The sequence below is a fragment of the Halopseudomonas pelagia genome, from assembly GCF_009497895.1.
Classification (GTDB): Bacteria; Pseudomonadota; Gammaproteobacteria; order Pseudomonadales; family Pseudomonadaceae; genus Halopseudomonas; species Halopseudomonas pelagia_A.
Map to the genome: position 1 here is coordinate 4290403 of NZ_CP033116.1, position 21908 is coordinate 4312310.

Below are 21908 nucleotides of genomic sequence, written 5' to 3' on the forward strand. Positions count from 1 at the left end.
TGTCTGGCCATGAACGGGAAACAGGAATGATCAGCTTGTCCCTGCGAAGCAGAATGGCGCTCCTTTTTATAATAGTGGTCACAACCGTTCTGGCGTTCGCTGCCGTGAGCTTTGATTTTTTTTGTCGCCTGCATTTTGAGCATCAGGATGAACAGGTTCTCCAGCACAAAATTCAGACGCTGAAGTCGGTTCTGACACGTAAAGACAGTTTTGAGTCATCCATGGTGCCCGACATCGACCGATTGCTTGACACTTCATTTGGCTTTGCTGCCGTGATTAAAGCCGGAGATCGCGTCGTTTATTCACATCACAACCTGTCCGAACAATATCTGCCTGTACATAACTCCGGGAATGCTGGCGGGTGGCTAATTCAAGTGGGCCCCAACCTTTACACGGGAACTACCCAGCGGATCGGTGAATGGGCGGATGGAGAAGGGACAATTCACCTGGCCCTAGACGTCACGCACCGCACCCACTTTTTTGAAATGATTCGGCGGTGGTTTATTTATACATTGATAATCAGCGCAATTCTCAGCGGCCTGCTTGGCTTTGCCTTTATTGGTCGAGGGCTCAAGCCGATATCCAGGCTGTCAAAGACGACTTCCACCATCACTGCCCATTGCCTGGACACTCGAATCCCTACCGAATCGGTGCCAACCGAACTGCACGAACTGGTCAACAGTTTTAACGCCATGCTTGAGCGATTGGATAATTCCTTTCTTCGCCTATCGGCCTTTTCAGCGGACATCGCGCATGAGCTACGTACGCCGCTAAACAGCATGCTGACACAAACTGAAGTCGCGCTGATGAAGGATCGCTCTGACGAAAACTACAAGGACATCCTGTTGTCGACGCTGGAAGAGCTCCGCCGGATGTCGCGTATGGTTGACGACATGCTATTTCTGGCCAAAGCCGACAACGGCATGATTACCCCCGATTTCGAGAATCACGACCTGGCAACTATCGGATCGAGCGTGCTCGAATACTACGAATATGCGGCCGACGAAAAGGGCTTAAAACTGGTCATGAGTGCCGAAGGCGCCACTTGGGTAAAAGGTGACAACCCCATGTTGCGGCGGGCAGTTTCGAACATCTTGTCCAATGCAGTTCGTTATGCGGACGAAGGTTCTGTTATCGATATTGATGTATTGAGAGCGGATCAATGGGTGCTCTTGAAGGTGAGCAACCAAGGCCCTGTCATTCCTGCCGAGCATATCGACAAGCTCTTTGACCGCTTTTACCGGATCGATACTGCGCGACGTGAGGGCAGCACCTTGAATGCGGGGCTGGGGATGGCTATCACTCGCTCAATCATCGAGGCCCACAAGGGGGCAGTCGAATGCAGGTCTGCGGTCGGAATCACAACATTCGAGATAAGATTGCCGGTAGCCTGAGCCGGCAACGCCACGTCTAGTCGGACTGAGTGCCGTCGATAAAATAACCCATGCCCCGCGCTGTGTGAATCAACTTGACCGGGAAATCATCGTCGATTTTCGCGCGTAACCGCCGGATGGCAACCTCAATGATATTGGTGTCGCTGTCGAAATTAATATCCCATACCTTCGATGCGATAAGCGACTTGGATAACACTTCACCCCGCCGGCAAAGCAGGAACTCAAGCAACATGAACTCCTTTGCGGTCAGATCAATGCGCTTTCCACCGCGCTCGACTCTGCGCTTGAGCAGGTCCACCTGAAGATCCTCAATGGCCAGGGTAGTCTGGACGGTAGCACCGTTTCCCCGACGCAGAAGCGACCTCACCCGAGCAAGCAACTCGGAGAACGCAAAAGGTTTGATCAGATAATCATCTGCCCCGAGCTCTAGGCCTTTTACTCTATCTTCCACTCGATCTCGAGCACTCAGAAACAGTGCAGGCGTCTCACTACCTGCGTCACGCACCCGCTCAAGCACCTGCCAGCCGTCCAGCCCCGGCATCATCACATCTAGAATCAGCAGATCATATTCCTCATCAAGCGCCTGCTGGACTGCATTAATACCATTCGTGACCAAGTCGACTACAAACCCGGCTTCAGCCAAACCCTGTTTCAGGTAAACGCCGGTCTTCGGCTCATCTTCTGCAACCAAGATTTTCACAATCAAGCTCCTGCCTATGCAACAGCTCATTGTGCAGTTCTCAGCACAGAGATGCTATTACCTGTCAGAAATGTAATCGACAGGATCCAACACACAGCAAGTGTTAGCGCGTCGAACGGATTGGCGCGTCGGGGATTGCCCCCGAGCGCGCCAAGCGATTAACCAGCCATCCGCTCACATTCATCTGCACAGGCCATGCAGGCTTCGGCGCAGCGCTGACAATGGTCCGCTTCGTGCTTCTTGCACTCTTCGCCACAGGCGCGGCAGATTTTGGCGCAGATACGACAAAGTTCAGCGGCATAGTCGCTGTCTCTTGCCATAAAAGCGGCGGCGACCTGACAGATCTCAGCGCAGTCCATATCCAGCTTGATACATTGCGCCATCATTTTTACGTCGTCTTCGTTGAGGCAGGCTGCTGCGCAGGTTTGACAGGCGACTGCACAGTTGTTGCAGGCTTGAATGCAGGATTCATATTGGGTATGCATACGTTTATCTCCACAATTAGCGATTTGAATGCGCCTTGCCCCAGCAAGCCAGGACAAGACACTCCATTTAGTCGACTGACAAATCCGTTGAGAAGTTTCTGAACAAGTACAACCTGACAAAACTGTAATGTTCCAATCGGGTGAGTGACATGTTCAATTAGTACCTTCGTTGAGCGCGCTGAGAGGATAAAAGTGTACTGTGACAACCAGTACTAATAATGAGGGTAACGCTCAGCTCCCCTAAAAATGTCATCTTAAGCAACAGGCATTGGATCGGGTGAGCGTTCGCGATGACCGTTTGCGGGATATTGAAAGGATAATTGCAATGGCGAAAAACACTACTCCGTGCCATGTCGGTTTCATTCCCGATGGAAACCGCCGCTGGGCGGCGGATCATGACCTGCCCAAGGAAGCGGGATATGCTTATGGCATCGCCCCGGGATTGCTGCTGTACGAGAAATGTAAAGAATACGGAGTCAAGGAAACATCAATCTTCTGCTTTACCCAAGACAACACCAAGCGGCCTTCCATTCAGAAAAAGGCATTCAGCGATGCCACCGTTACATTTGCGTTGGAGATCGTACGCCGTGGAGCCGCGCTTCTTGTTGTCGGCGATGAGACCTCGGCGCAATTTCCCGAGGAATTAAAAGAATTCCGCCAGCGCCAAGGCGTTGGAATGAAGGTAAATTTACTCGTCAACTATGGTTGGGAATGGGATCTGACCGGCCTTCAAAAAGGTAGCCTGCGTTCGAATGAAGTGTCACGTCTGGATTTAATCGTTCGCTGGGGAGGAGGGTCACGATTGAGCGGTTTTCTCCCGGTACAGTCGGTTTATGCCGATCTCTATGTCAGAGATGAATATTGGCCAGACTTTGCTCCGCAGCATTTTGAAGATGCGCTGGCCTGGTTTAAAAATCAGGACCAAACACTCGGCGGCTAATAGCGTTGCTATCGCTGACAGCTGTGGCGCAGCAGTTCATGATAACTACTACAAACCTTTTGACGGCCGTCAGCACGTTTCCGACACTGACGACCGACAGCTAGCGTCACTCGGCCTTTTCAAGCTCGGTAACAATGTAGTTACCACCTTCTTTGTCAGCACGGAATCTGACCTTGTCCCCGGCAGTCAGCCCTTCCAGCTCCGCCGCATTCTCGACCCTGAACACCATGGTCATGGGAGGCATTTTCAGGTTGTCGATCGGGCCGTGGCGCAAGGTGACACGCTGCCCAGCCTGATCAATCTTTCTCAGCTCACCTTCGGTCATGGCGTCATGCTCGTCTGCCATGGCGGAGGTGGCAGTAAGCGCACATGCCACAAAGAACATCATTACTTTTTTCATCGTATTGCTCCTGTTACTCAAGGTTAATAGCTCAGTTCGTGCTTACTTCAAGACCGCCAACCATGCCGGCTTGAAAGTGCCCTGGCAGCAGGCAAGCAAAGTCAAAGCGCCCGGCTCGATTGAAGGTCCAGATCAGCGTTTGCGTTTGCCCCGCTGCTACGTGCGCCATATAGGGCTCGTCATGCTCCATACCCGGAAATTTGGCCATCAGTGCGGCATGCTCTTTCAGCTCCGCAGCGGTGCCCAATACCAGTTCATGCAGCATTTTCCCTTCGTTTTTAATTACCAGTTTCAGCGTCTCACCCTCAGCCACTTCGAAATGATCCGGGGTAAAGCGCATGTTGTCGTTCATGCGAATGACTAACTCGCGATCTACCTGGTCCTCGCTTGCGCCGATGCCCCAGGCCTTTTGCTCCGGCGGCATCGCACTGCGCGCGCTATCTTCGGCGTCGCCATGCGCCAATACGCCGAACGACAGCGTACTTAGCGCCGCAATGACTGTTATCCGTATTAACGTGTTCATCTGTATATCTCCCGTTGCAGATTAATGTCCGGAATGCCCGGTGGGTTTGCGTACTTGCACTTCAACCGCCGGCTTGCCGGTAGTCGATTCGGACTTGAAACGCGCCGGCTCGGCCAGAGGCCCGGTCCACTCGAAAGCCTGGGTGCCTTCCGGCTGCTGGTACCAGCCAGGATCGCTGTAATCACCAGCAGGCTGGTCTGCTCGCACCTTGAGCATGGTGAACATACCGCCCATCTCCACTGAGCCGAAAGGTCCGTCGCCGGTCATCATCGGTATGGTGTTCTCCGGAAGCGGCATCTGCATCTCCGCCATATCTGCCATACCCCGCTCGCCCATGACCATGTAATCCGGGATCAGACTATTGATCTGGGTAACCACCTTGCGATGATCAACACCCAACATCGTCGGCACGTCGTGGCCCATGGCGTTCATGGTGTGGTGGCTCTTGTGGCAGTGAAAAGCCCAATCACCCAAATCGCTGGCGATAAACTCGATCTGCCGCATCTGACCAACGGCTACGTCCGTGGTCACCTCCGGCCAGCGTGCACCGCGCGGTACCGGCCCACCGTCGGTCCCGGTAACTTCAAACTCGTGGCCGTGCAGATGTATCGGGTGGTTGGTCATGGTCAGGTTGCCGACGCGAATCCGCACCTTGTCATCCTTGCGCGCAACCAGGGGATCAATTCCAGGAAAGACCCTGCTGTTGAACGTCCAGATATTGAAGTCAAGCATCTCCATGATCTTGGGTGTGTAGCTTCCCGGCTCGACGTCATAGGCGTTAAGTAGAAAACAGTAATCGCGGTCTACCTCGTCAATATTGGGATGAGCATCGCGCGGGTGGGTTACCCAGAAGCCCATCATGCCCATGGCCATCTGCACCATCTCATCCGCATGCGGGTGATACATAAAGGTGCCGGGGCGCTTGGCTTCGAACTCATACACGTAGGTTTTGCCTGCCGGGATAGCACGCTGATTCAAGCCGGCTACCCCATCCATGCCGTTGGGCAAACGCTGCCCATGCCAATGGATACTGGTATGTTCCGGCAGCTTGTTGGTAACAAAAATACGGACCCGGTCCCCCTCTACCACTTCAATGGTAGGCCCAGGCGATTGGCCGTTATAGCCCCAGAGATGGGCATTGAAGCCTGGGGCCATCTCTCGCACTACCGGTTCAGCAACCAGGTGAAACTCCTTTACACCGTTATTCATGCGCCAGGGCAGCGTCCAGCCATTCAGCGTCACAACCGGCTTGTAAGGCCTGCCAGTATTCGGCTCCAGCGGCGCCATGGTCTCCGGGCTGCTCTGAATTACTGGCTCGGGCAACCCCGCCAAAGAAACCCGGCTGACCGAAGAGGCAGCAACGGCTGCCGTTATGGCACCCGCGCCCATAAAGAAATCACGTCGTGAAACCATGTTAGTGCCCTCCGGCGGGGGAAGCGGGTGTGGTGGAAGCGCTATTGGCCTCGCTCGGCGTTACTGGCCCAAAACGAACCAGGTCCAGTTCAGACTGAGCCACCCAGAAGTCACTCTGGGCCTGCAGATAACGATTGACTGTGGAGATCTGCTCCCGCGCATCAGCAAGTAGCTCGAATACACCGATAAACATGCCGTTGTAGAGCAACATGTTTTCCTCACTGATACGCTTGCGCAGGGGGACGATTTCATCACGATAATGCGCTGCCACATCCCAGGCTGTGCGATAAGCCTGATAGCTCTCCCGTACCTGCGAACGCGCATTGATTGCGACTTCGGCGGTCCGCTGCAGCTGCTGCATGTATCGCGCCTCGTTGCCGGCCATGCGAGCACCGCTCCAATCGAACAACGGAAGCTCAACGGTAATTTCATAGCCACGTTGCACGGGCTCTTCGTTGGAGCTGTTATTGCTGATGCCCAGTTCCAGCACATTGATAAAGCGCGTTGCCTTACCCAGCTTCAGGTTGGTTGCCAGGCGCTCGGCACCCTGCTGGGCCGCCTGGACATCCAGGCGACTGGCCATGGCCTGCTGCTCGATATCTGGCTGGTCCAATGGCTCAGCAGGCACATCCGGCAGCCGCTCTGGCAGGGTGAAATTCGTCTGCTCACCCCATAAACCAAGCAAGCGGACCAGCCGCTCATGGCTGGCGACCTGCTCTTGTCTGGCCTGCAGGTGAGACAGTGCTGCTTCCGCGTAAAAGCTCTGCTCACGGGCTTGCTGCAAGGCGCTGTAATTACCCACGGCGGCCATACGATGAGCCATTTCCGCGCCTGCATCAGCCGCCTGCAGAACCTGCTCGCTATAAGCCAGACTCTGCTGCGCTGCGACCGCGCGATACCAGGCTATACGCGTGTCCGTTGCCAACCGCATCACCGACAAGCTGACTTCCCGCTGTACCTGCGCATTCTGGCCCTCAGCTATGCGACGGGTTAAGGGCAAGGCGATCAAGCTGCCCAGATTAAGGTGCAACCCGCGTTCCCACTCCACTTCGCTGCCACGCGTCATGCGCCCGATGGAAAAGCCGGGATTCGGTAAACGGCTCGCCTGTACCCGCTGCGCATCAGCGATACCCAGATCAAACAAGCGAGCTTGCAGCCCGGGATTGTTCATCAGCGCAATCTCCACTGCACTTTCCAGCGCTAATGGCTCGGCCAGAAGCTCAGCGATACGCTCGCGGACCACCGGCGGCTGATCCTGCTCGGTGGCCCAATGCAGCGCATCCTGCCCGGTCAGCTCAGCACTCTGTTGCTGTACCTGTTCAAGGCTACTCTGAGGCGCCAGCCCCGCGCAGCCCGCCACGGTCAACAGCAGCACGCCGATGAAACCCAAACGCGCGGGAGCCGTATTGGTCTTGTTCATAACCAGCTCCTTAATGATGTTGATGCGAATTGGCGTCGCCGCCAGCATCGGCAGCGTTATCAATGCCGGCATCAGCGCCATCATCTTGCGACTGGCTGGCCTCCCATACCTCTGCCGCATAGGCTTGCCAACCGCCTATACGGCCGACGGTAGCATTGGCCTCACGCCAGTCGCCGGGAGCCTGGTGCTCAAAGCCTCGATAGCTGTGCAATGGAGATTGGTAAGTCACTGGCGGGACGACGTTGGCGCCAGATGGATCAGGCTGGGTTGCCTGGGCGTGACTGTGCCACGCCAGAACGGCTAATAAGCCGCCAATACAATACGTTGGGGAAAACATGACCACCTCTGCGATCAGATCGGTGTTACCGATCAGAAATGTTCAGCTCAACAGGAGCCGTTATCGTTTCAGAGGAGGACGGTGCGGGGAGGTCGTTTGAGTGGCTCGGGGGTTTGCCCGACAAACAATAGATAGGCCGGTACGCCAGAGAGTACCGGAGCAAACACAGCCAAAGGCTCGCTGTTGCAACTGGTCAGAGCACTGATGCCATGACAACTGACCGCGCAAAGCACACAACCGCTATGCACCACTTGACCGGTGTCATCATGGGTCTGCTCGGCCATCGCATGATGGGCATGCTCAACTGGCATCTCGTTCTGCTGCGTGGCAGGAGGTGTAGCTGCACAAGACGTAGAAAACGCACCCGCAACTGCCTGGGCCGGGATGATCAAGATCATCAGCCAAAGCAGACAGGTACGTAGTACGCCAGTTTTCATCAAGCACCCTGATGGAGTTGTTATACGGAGATTACCGCTGACGGCCATATTTATCCAGTTGCCGACGCAACAAGTTGTAATTTCTATGCCATCATTCTAGGTCTGCTTATTTGTGAGGCTTCTAGGTTAATCGGACTGATCATGCATATGCGAGAGACGTCCGCTATTGGCCCAGAGTGTGTAAAAACACTTTTCGCATGTTGGATGACTAAGCCCAGTGCTCTTGGGCGAGGCGATTTTCCGGACATTTGCCAAGATCAGTGTCGATAGCGCGTCAGAACGTGTATGGAGCTCTTCGGCATCTCCTGGAGCAGTAAAAGCTGAGGCTTTTACGCCGCCATCGCCTTCAGCAAGCCTTCTGTACCGATGATTTTCATAACCCGCTTCATGTTATAGGCGAGCACATTCAAGCTCATCTCCGCACTCACCCCGTTCAGTTTTCGAGTCAGGAAGTGTGTCGCCCCCATCCATTGCTTGAGCGTCCCGAAGGGATGCTCAACAGTCCGCTTTCGAACCTTCATCATCTCTGGTGCTCTGGTCAGCCGTCGCTGCATTTCCTCAAGCACAGCTTCATGCTCCCAACGCTTTACTCGACGATTTGTGCTTGGTGTGCACTGGCTTTTCAGCGTGCAACTCTGACACTTTGAACTCCAGTAGCAATGCATATTCATGCCTTTCTCAACGCTGGAAAATCGCCAGATCAGGGCCTCTCCCGCCGGGCACGTGTATTCGTTTCTGGTCGCGTCATACACGAAGGCATCTTTGTTGAATCGGCCATCAGCTTTGGCGCTTGAAGTCATCGGCTTCGGCACGTAGGCGGTGACGTTTGCGTCGTAACAAGCCAGGATTTCTTCGCCTTTGAAATAGCCTCGGTCGGCAACTACCGACAGCGTTTCTACGCCGATGGCTTCACGAGCCTGCTTCGCCATTGAACTGAGTTGGTCACGGTCAGAACCTCGGTTGGTGACCTCGTGAGCAACGATCAAATGGTGCTGCGTGTCGACAGCCGTCTGTACGTTGTAGCCAACGATCCCGCTGCCGCGCGTCATCATCGAACGGGCATCCGGGTCGGTCAGCGAAACCTGTTTATCTGGCGATTCGTTGAGCTGTGACTCAATCCCCTGAAGCTCTTTCATCTGTGCTTTGAGCTTGGCGATTTTATCTTCCAAGCTCACCGTATCTGGTTTAGAGTCGCTAGGTATCTGGCGATCAGCCGCATCGAGTGAGGCCAAATAACGGCTGATGCTCGCCTCGATTTCTTCCATGCGCCGCTTCAGCTTCGCACTAGTGAAGTTCCGGTCGCGGTTGTTAACCGCCTTGAATTTACTGCCGTCAATGGCAACCAGGTTTTCGCTAAACAGCCCCAACTGCTGGCAGAGCAAAACGAACTGACGGCAGACGCCGCGAATAGCTTTGCTGTTGTCTTTTCGGAAGTTGGCGATGGTCTTGAAGTCGGGCATCAAGCGACCTGTTAACCACATCAGCTCTACGTTGCGCTGGGCTTCACGCTCCAGACGACGGCTGGATTGAATGCGGTTCAGGTAGCCGTAGATATAGATCTTCAGCAGGATCGCAGGGTGATAAGCAGGCCTGCCGGTTTCGGCTGGAATCACACCATCGAAACCCAGTTTGGCTAGGTCGAGTTCATCGACGAAGACATCGACCACGCGCACTGGATTGATATCGCTGACGTAGTCGTCGAGGCTTTCGGGAAGCAAGGTGCTTTGACCTCGGTGTTCACCCTGGATAAACCGTTTCATTGATTTCCCTTGCAATGAGATTCTCAGAAATTATAGCAAGGGTCTGAGATAGCGTTTTTACACACTCTGGGCCGGATAGCGCCGGTCTGGTTAAGCCGGCGCTATCGCTGGTCAGACTTCGGTCTGTTCTGCCATATCAAGAGCGTCGTCCACTTCGATTCCTAAATACCGGACCGTGCTTTCCAACTTCGTTGGCCCAGTAGAAGCTGAACTGCCCTGAGGCTCTTCGTCCTACGGTAGATCAGTGAAGCCTTGGTGCGCATTAGCGTATGGGTGCCGTACATGACCGGATCAAGATCAATGGTTATTACCCAGGCTTTGACGATTCGAGCGTATTGTCTGATGGAAAGGTCGGCTGAGGCGTGCAATCTGCTCGGAAACAGGAAATCCTCACTTCGCAGTTGGGCCTTATGTATCCAGGCTTCTAGAGCCGTCCGGGTTTGTTCGGTGATTTCGAACTGGACTGGTCGATGAGTTTTCTGCTGCATCACAATTGCCCGAGACGATACTTGTGCACCATGGGCGATGTCGCGCACCCGTAGCTTCGTCAAATCACAGGCCCGTAACTTGCTGTCGATTGCCAAATTGAAAAGAGCTAGATATCGAGTTTTTTCAGCAATTTGGAGCCTTACTCGAATAGACCAGATATCTCTGAGTCGAAGCGGCGGGTTCTGCCCGACTAGCTTGCCTTGATTCCAGGGTTCACGAGCAACACTGGTGTTCATGGCTTGTCCTCCACGTTATGGAGGATAACCATGCCCCTTAATGGCAAAAAGCGCTAACCGGCCAAGAGCAGCCGCTCAAAACTGTCTATGAATCTGGGGGCTATTCAGTGCTGGCAGCGCTGGGTTGGGTTTGGCTATAACCTTATCGATTGCAAATGCCCATGGCGGGACGGCCTGGTGTTCTTCAATGCAGGAAGTCACCCGGTTTTTCTTGGAATTGTCTTTGGATAATGTGGAGCCCAAGGAAAACCGAGTGGTGAGTTTTCTCCGAGGCTCCACTGACGGGGCATCGCTGGTCTTTGCTTACAGCTTGATAACCCTCAGTCGTAAGGCATTGGTGATCACGCTGACCGAAGACAACGACATAGCCGCTGCCGCAATGATTGGCGACAACAGAATGCCGGTAAATGGGTACAGAAGCCCCGCCGCAACCGGTATTCCCGCAGCGTTGTAAACGAAGGCGAAAAACAGGTTTTGCCGAATATTGCGCATCGTAGCGCGTGACAACTTCCGTGCTTCAACAATCCCCATCAGATCACCGCGCAGGAGCGTAATGCCCGAACTTTCAATGGCGACATCCGTGCCCGTGCCCATAGCGATACCAACGTCTGCGGTGGCCAGGGCGGGGGCATCGTTCACACCATCACCGGCCATCGCCACAATCCGGCCTTCATCCTTGAGACGCTGGACGATCTTGCCTTTGTCTTCGGGCAGCACTTCTGCTTCTACCTCATCAATACGCAGTTTACGGGCTACAGCCTCGGCGGAGGTGCGATTGTCGCCCGTCAGCATGACCACGCGAACGCCCTCATTTTGTAACGCTGCAATAGCCGCTGCGGTGGTCTCCTTAACCGGATCGGCGATCGCAAGTAACCCGCAGATCTTCCCGTCCACTGCGGCAAAAATCACCGTGGCTCCGTCTTTACGAAGCTCGTCTGCCTCTTTGTCAAAAGCGGAAGTATCGACAGCCTCAGACTCCATAAGCAGCCGATTGCCGAGCAGGACCCGCTTGCCATCGATCTTGCCGGTCACTCCTTTACCGTTTGGGGAGTCGAAATTATAGGCATCAGAGAGCGTCAGCTGCATGGCTTTGGCTTTCTCGATAATGGCATGTGCCAGCGGATGCTCACTGCCCTTTTCAAGACCAGCGGCGTAGCGCATCAGGTCCTCATCACTGAAGCCGTCAGCCGTCACCAGCTTGGTCACCTGCGGCTTGCCTTCGGTCAGCGTGCCGGTTTTGTCCACCACGACCGTATCTACTTTCTCCATGCGCTCGAGGGCTTCCGCGTCACGGATCAGCACCCCAATCTGAGCGCCACGACCAACACCCACCATGATCGACATGGGCGTTGCCAAACCAAGGGCGCAGGGGCAGGCAATGATCAATACACTTACCGCGGCAATCAGCCCAAAAGCCATCGGCGGCGTGGGTCCGTATATTGACCAGACGACAAACGCAATAACGGCGATGACGATGACCGCCGGCACGAACCAACCGGCTACTTTATCTGCCAGACCCTGAATTGGTGCACGACTGCGCTGGGCGTTTGCCACCATTTGCACAATCTGGGAGAGCATGGTGTCGCGGCCTACCTTGTCGGCGCGCATGATGAAACTGCCCTGCTGGTTGATGCTGCCGCCAACCACCTGGGCGCCGGCCTTTTTACTGACCGCCAAAGGCTCTCCGGTTACCATGGATTCATCTACATTGGAGCTGCCTTCAAGGACTTCACCATCCAGTGGTACCTTGTCGCCGGGGCGCACCCGGAGGCGGTCGCCGACCTTTATCTGTTCAAGGGTGACATCGGACTCGTCACCGTCATCGGACAGCTTTCTGGCGGTTGCTGGGGCAAGATCAAGCAAGGCCTTGATGGCGCCAGAGGTTTTCTCTCGAGCACGCAGCTCCAGAACCTGTCCGAGTAACACCAGCACCACGATAACGGCCGCGGCCTCGAAATACACAGCGACCGAGCCATCTTCCTGGCGGAAGGCGCCGGGGAAAATCTGCGGCATCAATGTTGCGACCAGGCTATAAAACAACGCAACGCCGGTACCGATGGATATCAGCGTGAACATGTTCAGGTTACGGCTGAGGACAGATTTCCAGCCCCGAACAAAGAACGGCCAGCCGCAATAAACCACTACCGGGGTGGCCAGTAGCAGTTGAATCCAGTTGGATATTTGCGGCGACACGATGTGATCAAGCCCCGTCAGGTGACCGCCCATCTCAAGCAGAAATACCGGAAGCGTCAAAACAAGACCGATCCAGAATCGACGCGTCATGTCAGTGAGTTCTGCAGAAGGTCCATCATTCAGGCTGACTTCTTCAGGCTCCAGACCCATGCCGCAGATGGGACAATCACCGGGGCCTTGCTGACGGATCTCGGGGTGCATCGGGCAGGTGTACATGGTACCGGGTGCAACCGGCTCTGCCTCGGCACTCTTTTCGCCGAGGTACTTCTCTGAATCGTCTTCAAACTTTGACTGGCATCTGGAAGAGCAAAAGTACCAGCTCTTGCCTGCATGCTGGCTGCGATGTTCTGCCGTATGCGGATCGACCGACATGCCGCAAACAGGGTCTTTTACAGCGTTTTCGCCGCGGCTTTCATGATCATGATGATCGTGCTGGTGATCACTCATTGCCTGTTCCAGCTTTATGCGCTGGCCAGTCGGCAAAAGCGATAAAGTACAACAAAACCAGATTGACCATCGGAATCAGCATCAACAGTCCCAGCCAGCCCGGATATCCAGTGCGCCGACATATTTGCCAGACCGGCACGACGACGATGGCTACCACCAGCGTCCATAGCCAGTGCCCACTCCACATGGCATTTCCGTACATGCTCTCGTTCATCATGGTGTTGACCTCCTTTTCAAATCGTAGATATCAATGGTGGTCTGCGTGAGCATGCTCATCATCCACCGCTTTTTTCCGTGCTGACGATGTCAGGAATACCTGCTCGCCAATCGCAATCACGATCATGGCCACAACTGCCACGCCCAGCACGAAGGGATCTGAGTTCAGCTTGACCCAGACAAAGCCGCCGAGCGCCAGCAGATCCAGCATAATGGCTACTACCGGTACCCAACTCACGGCCTTCACATCCTCGCGCAGATAACGCAACACCCCCCAATGAATGGCGATGTCCATAATCAGGTAGAAGATAATCCCAAGGGCCGCAATCCGGGAAAGATCAAAAAAGGCGGTCAGGATCAGACCCAACACCACCGTATAAACGAGTGTGTGCTTTTGAATGCTGCCCGACATCCCGAAGTGGCTATGCGGTACCAGTTTCATTTCGGTCAACATGGCGAGCATGCGCGATACTGCAAAGATACTGGCGAGGATGCCGCCGGCTGTTGCCATCATGGCGATTGCCACGGTAAACCATACTCCGTACTCACCGAGTACCGGGCGAGCGGCGGCAGCCAAGGAGTAGTCCCGGGTTTCGATAATCTCGGCGAGGGACAGGTTACTGGCGACAGCGAAGCCAACCAGGGTATAGATCACCACGCAGGCGACAATGGAAATGATGATGGCGCGGCCAACGTTTCGACGCGGGTCCTTCACCTCGGACCCACTGTTGGTGATGGTGGTGAAACCCTTGAACGCCAGTATGCCCAGCGCAGTTGCACCCAAGAAGTTGCCAGCGACCCCGGTCTCACCCGTGCTGGAAAAGTCGACAGCAAGACTGTCTGCCAACCAGACACCTACCAAACCGATGATCAAAATACCGGTGATCTTTAACACACCAATAAAAGATGCAACGCCCTGAACCATCTGGTTGCCCAGCAGGTTAATCACAAATGCGGCCAGGATCAGTGATACCCCGAGAATCGGCACCATAAGTCCGCTCTCATCGCCGCCAAACAACTGCATCGTATAGGAGCCAAATGTACGGGCGAGAAAACTCTGGGCGATCACCATCGAGAAATACATCAGCAAGGCATGAAATGCGGTTGGTAGCCGATCACCGTATGCCTTGTGCAGATACATGCCAATGCCGCCAGCAGACGGATAGGCATTGGAAATCTTGATGTAGGAGTAAGAACTAAAAGACACAATGACAGCCGCAGCCAAAAAGGCCAGGGGGAAAAGCGCACCTGTCATCTCTGCCATTTGACCTGTAAGCGCAAAGATACCGGCGCCAATCATGACGCCAGTGCCCAACATGACAGTACCTGCCAGTGTCAGGCTACCCTCGTTGTAATGCGTGGTCCTGTCTTGCTCCTTGCTCATATAACCTCCTGCTAAATACTCATGACCAGAATATTTGGACAGCAAGCAACCCGAGGTTGTTCAACCCGGGCCGCGCAGGCCCAATAGCGGTTCAGGCCCTTAAAAGGACAGTCTTGCGCCGATAACGGCAAACCATTGTTCGGTGCCAGCTCCATCGGCTCTAGCAAAGTCAGCAGTGTCCCCATACTTGCGCTCATGTACGACGCCGATATAGGGGGAGAAAGAGCGATCTATCAGGTCATACCTCAGCCGCAGTCCGGTTTCAGTCGATACCAGACCTTTGCCAACACCAATCTCGCGATCCTCGCTGAATGCGACAGTTGCATCGAAAGCGGCGGCCAGGATCCAGTAGTTGGTCAGCAACAGCTCGTACTCCGCATCCAGTTCAGCGGAGGTGTCTCCATCCTTGCTCACGTAGAAGTTGGCATCAATCTCAAACCACTGGGGCGCCAGGCCGGCAATACCCAGAACAGCATAGGTACGGTCTGGACCTTCCGGGGTGTCGAACCGGATTCCCGCTTTGGCATCAAAGAAATCCGAGACAGGTATCTGCCCTACCAGCTGATTCTCAAGCTTTTCATAAGCCTGCTCTTCTATGGCATATTCGCCTTTGGTCAGCCAACGTACTTTCAGATCGTCTGTGCCATAGAAGAAATCTCCACTCCATACACCCAGCTCTTCATCGTCATCACTGTAGCGGTATTCAAACTCTTCGAATTGAGCGCCCCAGACCTTCAAGGGATCCTTACGCGGGGTTGTGTCCTGCCTCCGCTCCTGGGCAAGACCCAGCGCGGGCATCATCACCAGACCGGTTAATGTGGTCACCGCCAGAGACTTGAAAAAACTCATGCCCCACCTCCTAATTTGACCGATTGCTCGCTCACGGCTGCCCTTGCAGTCTCAGGTCCGCCTTCAACAATAATCTTGCGGAACATTCCCGCCGCGGCGTGATAGGACAGGTGACAATGGAATGCCCACTGTCCGGGCGCATCTACCTCGGTCTCCATATAGACCGTAGTGCCCGGCTGAACACTGATCGTATGCTTGACTGGGTTCAACTGGCCGGCGCCAACATCCAGAATGGACCACATGCCATGCAGGTGCATGGGGTGGGTCATCATGGTTTCGTTGACGAATTTGAAGCGAACGCGCTCGCCGTACTGGAGACGGACGGGATCGGCATCCTCGTATTTGACACCATTGATGCTCCAGGTGTAGCGCTCCATGTTCCCGGTGAGGCGCATTTCAATTTCCCGGGTGGCTTCACGCGCCTCAAAGAGTGGCTTCTGAGCTTTCAGGTCTGCATAAGACAGAAACTTGCCGCCATTGGCTGCCGTTGGAATCAGGCCACTGCCCTGAGCGTAGAAGGGATCGCTGGCACCAGTGTCAGCCATCGCTGATCCTTGACCCATGTTGGAATGGTCCATGCCGGCCATATTGGAGTGATCCATGCCCTGCATGCCGTCCATGCCGTCCATGCCAGCCATATTGGAGTGGTCCATGCCCTCCATACCGGCCATGCTGCCGTGATCCATACCTTCCATGCCGCCCATGTCGGCCATGGTCAGCCGGGCAGCTTCACGCAGTTCTGGCACTTCGGCTACCATGCCCATTTCAGGTGCAAGGGTTGCCCTGGCATAGCCTGAACGCCCCATGGATTCAGCAAAAATCGTGTACGCCTGAGCGTCTTTAGGTCGAACAATCACGTCGAAGGTTTCGGCAACGCCAATACGAAACTCATCAACGCTGACGGGCTGAACATTGTTGCCGTCCGCCTGAACAACGGTCATTTCCAGTCCGGGAATCCGAATATCAAAGTACGTCATGGCCGAGGAGTTGATGAAGCGCAGCCGGATTCGCTCACCCGGCTCAAAAATGCCAGTCCAGTTCTGCTCCGGACCCTTGCCGTTAATGAGGCCCGTAAAACCCTGCAGGTCTTCGACGTCCGCTTTCATCATGCGCATATCGCCCCACGCCAGGCGATCTTTCAGCGTATTCATAAAGCCTTTTTCAGCCGCGTCGGAAAAGAACTCCCCAACCGTTTGTTGCTCGCGGTTGTAATAGTCCGGCATCATTTTGAGATTACGCATGATGCGGTCGCCGGTATGCGGATGCTTGTCGGTTAACTGCACTACATAATCGCGGTCGTATCGAAAGGGTTCACGCCCCTCAGGCTCAATAACAATGGCCCCATAGGCGCCATCGGGCTCCTGGAAACCAGAGTGACTGTGAAACCAGTAGGTTCCCGACTGTGTGATGGGGAAGTTATAGGTGAAAGTTTCGCCCGGCTTGATACCCGGAAAACTGATCCCCGGGACGCCATCCTGCTTGTACGGAAGGATCAAGCCATGCCAGTGAATGGAGGTCATCTCATCCAGGTTGTTAGTGACCTTGATTGACACCTCTTCGCCTTCCTTGAACCGCATAACCGGCCCTGGAGATTTACCATTGTAACCAATACCTTCTTTAACGAAGTCGCCGGTATCGATCTGTACTCGATCGACCGTAAGGCTGTATTCACCCGCCAGACCAATAGCCGGCAAAAGCAGGCCCAATGCGCCTGCCAAAAGAGCTGTCTTCATGGATCACTACTCCCAACTGCTTGAATGCATAGAGATCTACCCGACATGCAACATGTCGGGCATTTATCTAGCTAGAAAACCGATCAGTTAAAATTCACATCGCCGTACATGCCAGCCTGGTAATGGCCGGGAACGTTGCAGGCAAACTCGATGGCGCCTTTCTCTGCAAATTTCCAAATGATTTCCTTGTTCTCACCCGGCTCCAGCAACACGCTATTGGGATCGTCATGCTTCATGGAGTGGCCTTTGCCCATATCCATGTCCATGCCCATCATGCTGTGATCCATACCCATCATCTCTTTGTTCAACTTACCGCCCTGAATGACCCCGTGCTCAACCATCATCATCATTTCGGCTTGGTGAGCCTCATGCATAGACGCCGTGCCAATATTGAACTCATGGACCAGGCTACCCTTGTTCTCAATCACAAAGCGCACGGTTTCACCTGGCTTGACGTCAATGGCTTCAGGCTCGTAATAATTGTCATGCATCACAACGTTAATGGTGCGGCTTGCATCAGAGGCATTGGCCGCCTCACCGATATTCACGGCTTTTCCGTGTCCTCCGTCGTGAGCTCCAGCCCCAAGAGCCAGAACCGAAACCGAAACCGACATAGCCATTGCTGCTACTGCAAATCTTGATAAGCTCATTAAAGCCTCTCCTGTTATTTGGCCCCAGTCAGGGGCTGTGGGCTTGCTGTTTGCAAGCACGTACGTCCAGATTGATGATTATCATCGTCCATCAACCTGAATCCTTTCTGAATATATCCAGCTGTTTTCTATTCAGGCAGAGTTCAGGTGAATCAGTGACACTCAAATCGACTGTGCTCAGATTGCGGAGGAAACAACTGATGAGACTACTGCTGGTGGAGGATGACTGCTTGTTAGCCGAAGGGCTCGCCAGCCAGCTTGAGAAAGCGGGTTTTAGCGTGGACAGGACGCAAACCGCTAAAGAAGCCATCCTTCTGGGTGAGCAAGAAGACTATAGGGTGGGCGTTCTGGATCTGGGGCTACCGGATGGCAATGGTCTGGATGTACTCCGCAGCTGGCGCTCCAGCAACGCCAGCTTCCCAGTATTGATCCTGACGGCGCGCGGGGATTGGCAAGATAAGGTAAATGGCCTGAAAGCGGGCGCCGATGACTACCTGACCAAACCATTCCGGACGGAAGAGCTGGTGGCACGGCTTAACGCCATCGTGCGCCGAAGTGAGGGGCGCGTTCACACGTCGGTGAAAGCGGGCGGCTTTGAACTGGACGAAAATCGCCAAAGCCTGAAGATCAAAGATGGCTCAGAGCATAGCCTGACCGGTACCGAATTCCGCCTGCTGCGCTGTCTGATGAGCCGGCCTGGTCAGGTTTTTTCCAAGGAACAGCTCATGGAGCAGCTCTACAACCTGAGCGAAAGCCCGAGCGACAATATAATCGAGGCGTACATACGCCGCCTCAGAAAATTAGTGGGAGCCAATACCATCGCGACACGACGCGGTCAGGGGTATTTATTTGATGATGCTGTTTAAAAAACCAACATCGGTCAAGGGCACACTGTTGGCGCTGTTGCTACCTTCGGGTATAGCCCTAATGGCAACCGCCTGGCTTGTTCACGGTATTCTATTGGAGAGAATGTCCTGGAACTTTGTTGAAAGTCGGCTGCAAGATGAAGTGGCCTTTCTCGAAACGCAGATACGCCAATCCGATGGCAAGATAGACACGTTACGCACAGGTGACTATTTCCAAGAGGTTTTTCACCATTCTTTCGCCATTCAGTCTCCAACCCAGACCATTATTTCACCCAGTACCTGGGAGACATTACTAGGCCCCTTGCTGCAATCAGATCAACAGGGCGCGATCAGAGTGCGTAAAACCTCTGCAGCCGGTGCGCCATCCGATGTCATCGCCTTTAGAAAAGCATTCGTAGTGAATGATCAGCCTTTAGTCGTCATCGTGTCCGAAGACATGGCAGCGCTGAAGGCCAGCCAGGCAGAGCTGCATGCCTGGACGGCGATTGTATCCATCATGCTGATTTTATTACTCGTGGGCGTTATCTGGATTGGCATCACCCTGTCTATGCGGCCGGTTATATCGCTCCAGGCTTCACTGAAAAAACTGCAAGGCGGTGAGGTATCGCGAATTCACGTCAAGGCGCCAGAGGAGCTACAGCCTCTAGTTAAACAGCTCAATCAGCTGCTTGATTTTCTTGACCGGCGCCTTGAACGCTCGCGGGATGCGCTCGCTAACCTGTCCCACAGCGTCAAGACGCCGATCGCAGCGGTCAGGCAGATTCTGGAAGACACCAGTCGCCCGCTGGACGATGACTTGAGGCGCGAAATGGGATCGCGACTCGGTGATATCGACAAGCAACTGGAGGCAGAGATGCGGCGTAGCCGCTTTGCTGGACCCCAGGTCGGGAAAAGCGCTTTTCCGGTGAAACAGGCAAGGGATCTTTTATGGATGTTTGGTCGTTTGTATCCCGAAAAATCGTTCGAGTTAACTACAGATATGACGGAAGAACATCGCTGGCCTGTTGAAGAACACGACCTGAGCGAAATTCTTGGCAATCTTCTGGATAACGCCGGCAAGTGGTCATCAACCTTCGTCGACCTATCCCTTAGAGAAGACAACAAGCAGATGCTTATCGTCGTGGCTGACGATGGCACTGGCGTTGCACAAGACGCGGTAAGTGCGTTAGGTAAACGTGGATTGAGACTGGACGAGCAGACGCCCGGACATGGCCTGGGACTGGCAATCGTTTGCGATATAGTCGAACGCTATAGTGGGCAGACACATTTTTCACACAGTTCCTTGGGTGGCTTAAAAATTGCGATCGTTTTCCACCGAAAAACCTAATGACAGATTGGAGTCACAAGTATGGTCATTACCACGAACGCAGCCAGCCCTTCAATCCAGTCCGCGTGCGGATGTCCATAGGAAGAAGCGTTTTTAAGCAAACCACTCTGTTGCGTCCATAGCCCACTGATCGCTTCGGACCGAAAGCCCATCGCATCCCTTTGTCAAAGCTCATGAAGATCATTTACTCATCGCAAGAACCGACTCATCCATCGATCAAAGGCAAAGACGCCCCTGAGGATGATCTTCGTCGCCAATGAAGACTAGTGTGGCGCAGTGTCTGTCACCGCCACACCTATCTCTAAAGGATGCTTGATGTGCACGAGTCGTATTTCCTGATCACTTGGTGATCGCTTAGAGTCACGGCTTGGCCGGATACCCCGCCTCGCTTAGCGCCGCGAGAAAAGCGCTCTCCGCTAGGTCGCTATTAACCCGAACCTCACGCGCGGGTGGGTCGGTTTCAATGCGGGCTTGCGGGTCGACGTTCAGCAGCGCCCTGGTAACGGACTTGGCGCATCCGCCGCAGGTCATGTTTGGAATGTGTAAACGAAACATCTTGATCTCCTGGTTGGGTACGGTGTCGAACCAATATGAGGTTTGACAGCATGGTAAGGTCAAACACTTTTTAACGAATTTTTCCACTCCGCATTCAATGTTGAAATCCGTGCCCCAGGGTTTGAGAAGGATGACCATCAAAGAAGGATGGTCTCTGCTGGGTACGAGCGATGCTGAGAACTGAGATGCGCGCTCACCTGAGCTCACGAAAGAGCTTCCTTGGCGGCGCGGTGGCGTGACGAGGCGGGTGTGCCGACCCCAAACCGAGGCGCCCTATTTGGAGCCTGTGACCACTGTTCCGCTGCGGCAGCCGGTGCAGCTAAATCCGTAAGAATCGGGCAATCCGGGCGGTGATTACCGTGGCAGTGATCCGCCAGGTGCTCGAGCGTTTGCGCCATTGCTTGCAGTTCAGCAATTTTCGCCTTCAGCCCGGCAGCATGGGAGAGCGCCATCGCCTTGACGTCAGCACTCGCGCGGTCACGGTCGCGCCACAGGACTAGTAGTGCCGAGATCTGTTCGACAGAAAAGCCAAGGTCACGTGCGCGACGGATGAAGCGAAGGCTATGCACTTCCGGCAAACTGTAATGTCGGTAGCCAGCATCAGAACGAACGGCTTGCGGGATCAATCCAATCTGCTCGTAGTAGCGAATCATCTTCGCAGAGACGCCGGAGAGCTTGGACGCTTGACCGATATTCATCTTTTATCCTCCTAGGGAATTAATCAAATGTCACCCGAAAAACCGAGGGTCTAACCTGCGCGCCGATGCTTCTGCAGGCGTAAAGAACACATCGGCATGCAGGTCCTCAGACTGCAGCCCGCGTGCCCTAGAGATCAGCATAGCCGCTTCACCCATTGGTGGCGGCCCGGCGACATCCAGGCCCGGTTTTTGCGAAGGAAACGTACCGTAGAAGACCTTTTCGGCCACCAAGGTGATCGGTGCGACACGCACACCAGTGCGCGCCTTGGCTTCCTCCATGATCTCGGGGTCCAAGAGATCGCGCTCTTCGAACGCGATTCCCTCTCTCTCTCTCGAGCCAGGCCTTCAGCGCCCAACAGTCAGGGCAAGTCGGTGTCGTGTAGATGATGACTTCGGGGTGAGATGCGCTAGCCATGATGGCCTCCTTCATCTTGTTTGGGTGCCCAGTCAGACAGT

The 21908-nt window shown here is 54.4% G+C and carries 22 protein-coding genes and 1 pseudogene; 4 read left to right on the top strand and 19 right to left on the bottom strand.

The annotated features are described in order from the left end of the window. Positions 1–26: 26 nt before the first annotated feature. A complete protein-coding gene (locus EAO82_RS19705; protein ID WP_096347166.1) occupies positions 27–1394 on the top strand; it encodes a heavy metal sensor histidine kinase in 1368 nt (455 codons plus the stop codon). A 16-nt stretch (positions 1395–1410) separates the two neighbouring features. On the opposite strand, the gene EAO82_RS19710 is transcribed toward EAO82_RS19705, so the two are convergent. After that, complete coding sequence (locus tag EAO82_RS19710) at positions 1411–2094, bottom strand: heavy metal response regulator transcription factor (protein WP_096347165.1); 684 nt, start codon at positions 2092–2094, stop codon at positions 1411–1413. A gap of 158 nt (positions 2095–2252) precedes the next feature. Beyond that, positions 2253–2579 carry a four-helix bundle copper-binding protein gene (locus EAO82_RS19715; protein ID WP_096347164.1) on the bottom strand — a complete coding sequence of 109 codons (327 nt, stop codon included), beginning with the start codon at positions 2577–2579 and terminating at the stop codon, positions 2253–2255. A 325-nt stretch (positions 2580–2904) separates the two neighbouring features. Between EAO82_RS19715 and EAO82_RS19720 the strand changes: the two genes are divergently transcribed. Next, on the top strand, positions 2905–3519 hold the full coding sequence (locus EAO82_RS19720) for an undecaprenyl diphosphate synthase family protein (RefSeq protein ID WP_096347163.1): 615 nt from the start codon (positions 2905–2907) through the stop codon (positions 3517–3519). A gap of 106 nt (positions 3520–3625) precedes the next feature. Here EAO82_RS19720 and EAO82_RS19725 read toward each other — a convergent pair whose 3' ends face one another. The 14 genes and pseudogenes from EAO82_RS19725 to EAO82_RS19790 form a co-directional block, all read right to left on the bottom strand. Continuing rightward, a complete protein-coding gene (locus EAO82_RS19725; protein ID WP_096347162.1) occupies positions 3626–3919 on the bottom strand; it encodes a copper-binding protein in 294 nt (97 codons plus the stop codon). A gap of 31 nt (positions 3920–3950) precedes the next feature. After that, on the bottom strand, positions 3951–4442 hold the full coding sequence (locus EAO82_RS19730; protein ID WP_149332610.1) for a plastocyanin/azurin family copper-binding protein: 492 nt from the start codon (positions 4440–4442) through the stop codon (positions 3951–3953). A 21-nt stretch (positions 4443–4463) separates the two neighbouring features. Further along, positions 4464–5855, bottom strand: a complete 1392-nt coding sequence (locus tag EAO82_RS19735; protein WP_153274304.1) for a multicopper oxidase family protein — start codon at positions 5853–5855, stop codon at positions 4464–4466. Position 5856: 1 nt separating this feature from the next. Beyond that, positions 5857–7275: a TolC family protein gene (locus EAO82_RS19740; protein WP_153274305.1), complete on the bottom strand. Its 1419-nt coding sequence runs from the start codon at positions 7273–7275 to the stop codon at positions 5857–5859. A 10-nt stretch (positions 7276–7285) separates the two neighbouring features. Then, positions 7286–7612, bottom strand: a complete 327-nt coding sequence (locus tag EAO82_RS19745) for a hypothetical protein (protein ID WP_153274306.1) — start codon at positions 7610–7612, stop codon at positions 7286–7288. A 68-nt stretch (positions 7613–7680) separates the two neighbouring features. Next, complete coding sequence (locus EAO82_RS19750) at positions 7681–8049, bottom strand: hypothetical protein (protein WP_153274307.1); 369 nt, start codon at positions 8047–8049, stop codon at positions 7681–7683. 329 nt (positions 8050–8378) lie between these two features. Next, a complete protein-coding gene (locus EAO82_RS19755) occupies positions 8379–9809 on the bottom strand; it encodes an IS1182 family transposase (RefSeq protein WP_153274308.1) in 1431 nt (476 codons plus the stop codon). Between the two features lie 111 nt (positions 9810–9920). After that, positions 9921–10534 (bottom strand): annotated as a pseudogene (locus EAO82_RS19760) (tyrosine-type recombinase/integrase). Positions 10535–10837: 303 nt separating this feature from the next. Continuing rightward, the gene (locus tag EAO82_RS19765) at positions 10838–13174 is read right to left on the bottom strand and encodes a heavy metal translocating P-type ATPase (RefSeq protein ID WP_096348535.1); all 2337 of its coding nucleotides are present in this window, start codon (positions 13172–13174) and stop codon (positions 10838–10840) included. After that, positions 13167–13391, bottom strand: coding sequence for a hypothetical protein (locus EAO82_RS19770; protein ID WP_096348536.1), 225 nt, complete (start codon positions 13389–13391; stop codon positions 13167–13169). The genes EAO82_RS19765 and EAO82_RS19770 overlap by 8 nt, the downstream gene beginning before the upstream one ends. 30 nt (positions 13392–13421) lie before the next feature. Next, positions 13422–14774, bottom strand: a complete 1353-nt coding sequence (locus tag EAO82_RS19775; RefSeq protein WP_096348537.1) for an APC family permease — start codon at positions 14772–14774, stop codon at positions 13422–13424. 99 nt (positions 14775–14873) lie between these two features. Further along, on the bottom strand, positions 14874–15575 hold the full coding sequence (locus EAO82_RS19780) for a copper resistance protein B (protein WP_231703382.1): 702 nt from the start codon (positions 15573–15575) through the stop codon (positions 14874–14876). Positions 15576–15619: 44 nt separating this feature from the next. Next, positions 15620–17356, bottom strand: a complete 1737-nt coding sequence (locus tag EAO82_RS19785) for a copper resistance system multicopper oxidase (protein ID WP_096348539.1) — start codon at positions 17354–17356, stop codon at positions 15620–15622. Positions 17357–17439: 83 nt separating this feature from the next. After that, the gene (locus EAO82_RS19790) at positions 17440–18006 is read right to left on the bottom strand and encodes a cupredoxin domain-containing protein (RefSeq protein ID WP_096348540.1); all 567 of its coding nucleotides are present in this window, start codon (positions 18004–18006) and stop codon (positions 17440–17442) included. A 200-nt stretch (positions 18007–18206) separates the two neighbouring features. Between EAO82_RS19790 and EAO82_RS19795 the strand changes: the two genes are divergently transcribed. Both EAO82_RS19795 and EAO82_RS19800 read left to right on the top strand, forming a co-directional pair. Further along, entirely contained in the window at positions 18207–18872 is a 666-nt protein-coding gene (locus EAO82_RS19795; protein ID WP_096348541.1) for a response regulator transcription factor, read from the top strand. Then, positions 18859–20199 carry an ATP-binding protein gene (locus EAO82_RS19800; RefSeq protein ID WP_096348542.1) on the top strand — a complete coding sequence of 447 codons (1341 nt, stop codon included), beginning with the start codon at positions 18859–18861 and terminating at the stop codon, positions 20197–20199. Before EAO82_RS19795 ends, EAO82_RS19800 begins: the two co-directional genes overlap by 14 nt. A 360-nt stretch (positions 20200–20559) precedes the next feature. Here the strand turns inward: EAO82_RS19800 and EAO82_RS19805 are convergent, their stop codons facing one another. The 3 genes from EAO82_RS19805 to EAO82_RS21050 all read right to left on the bottom strand — a co-directional run bounded on the left by EAO82_RS19805 (position 20560) and on the right by EAO82_RS21050 (position 21746). Beyond that, complete coding sequence (locus EAO82_RS19805) at positions 20560–20754, bottom strand: heavy-metal-associated domain-containing protein (protein WP_096348548.1); 195 nt, start codon at positions 20752–20754, stop codon at positions 20560–20562. Between the two features lie 203 nt (positions 20755–20957). After that, entirely contained in the window at positions 20958–21452 is a 495-nt protein-coding gene (gene cueR / locus EAO82_RS19810) for a Cu(I)-responsive transcriptional regulator (RefSeq protein WP_096348543.1), read from the bottom strand. 30 nt (positions 21453–21482) lie between these two features. After that, entirely contained in the window at positions 21483–21746 is a 264-nt protein-coding gene (locus EAO82_RS21050) for a hypothetical protein (RefSeq protein WP_231703250.1), read from the bottom strand. Positions 21747–21908: the final 162 nt, after the last annotated feature.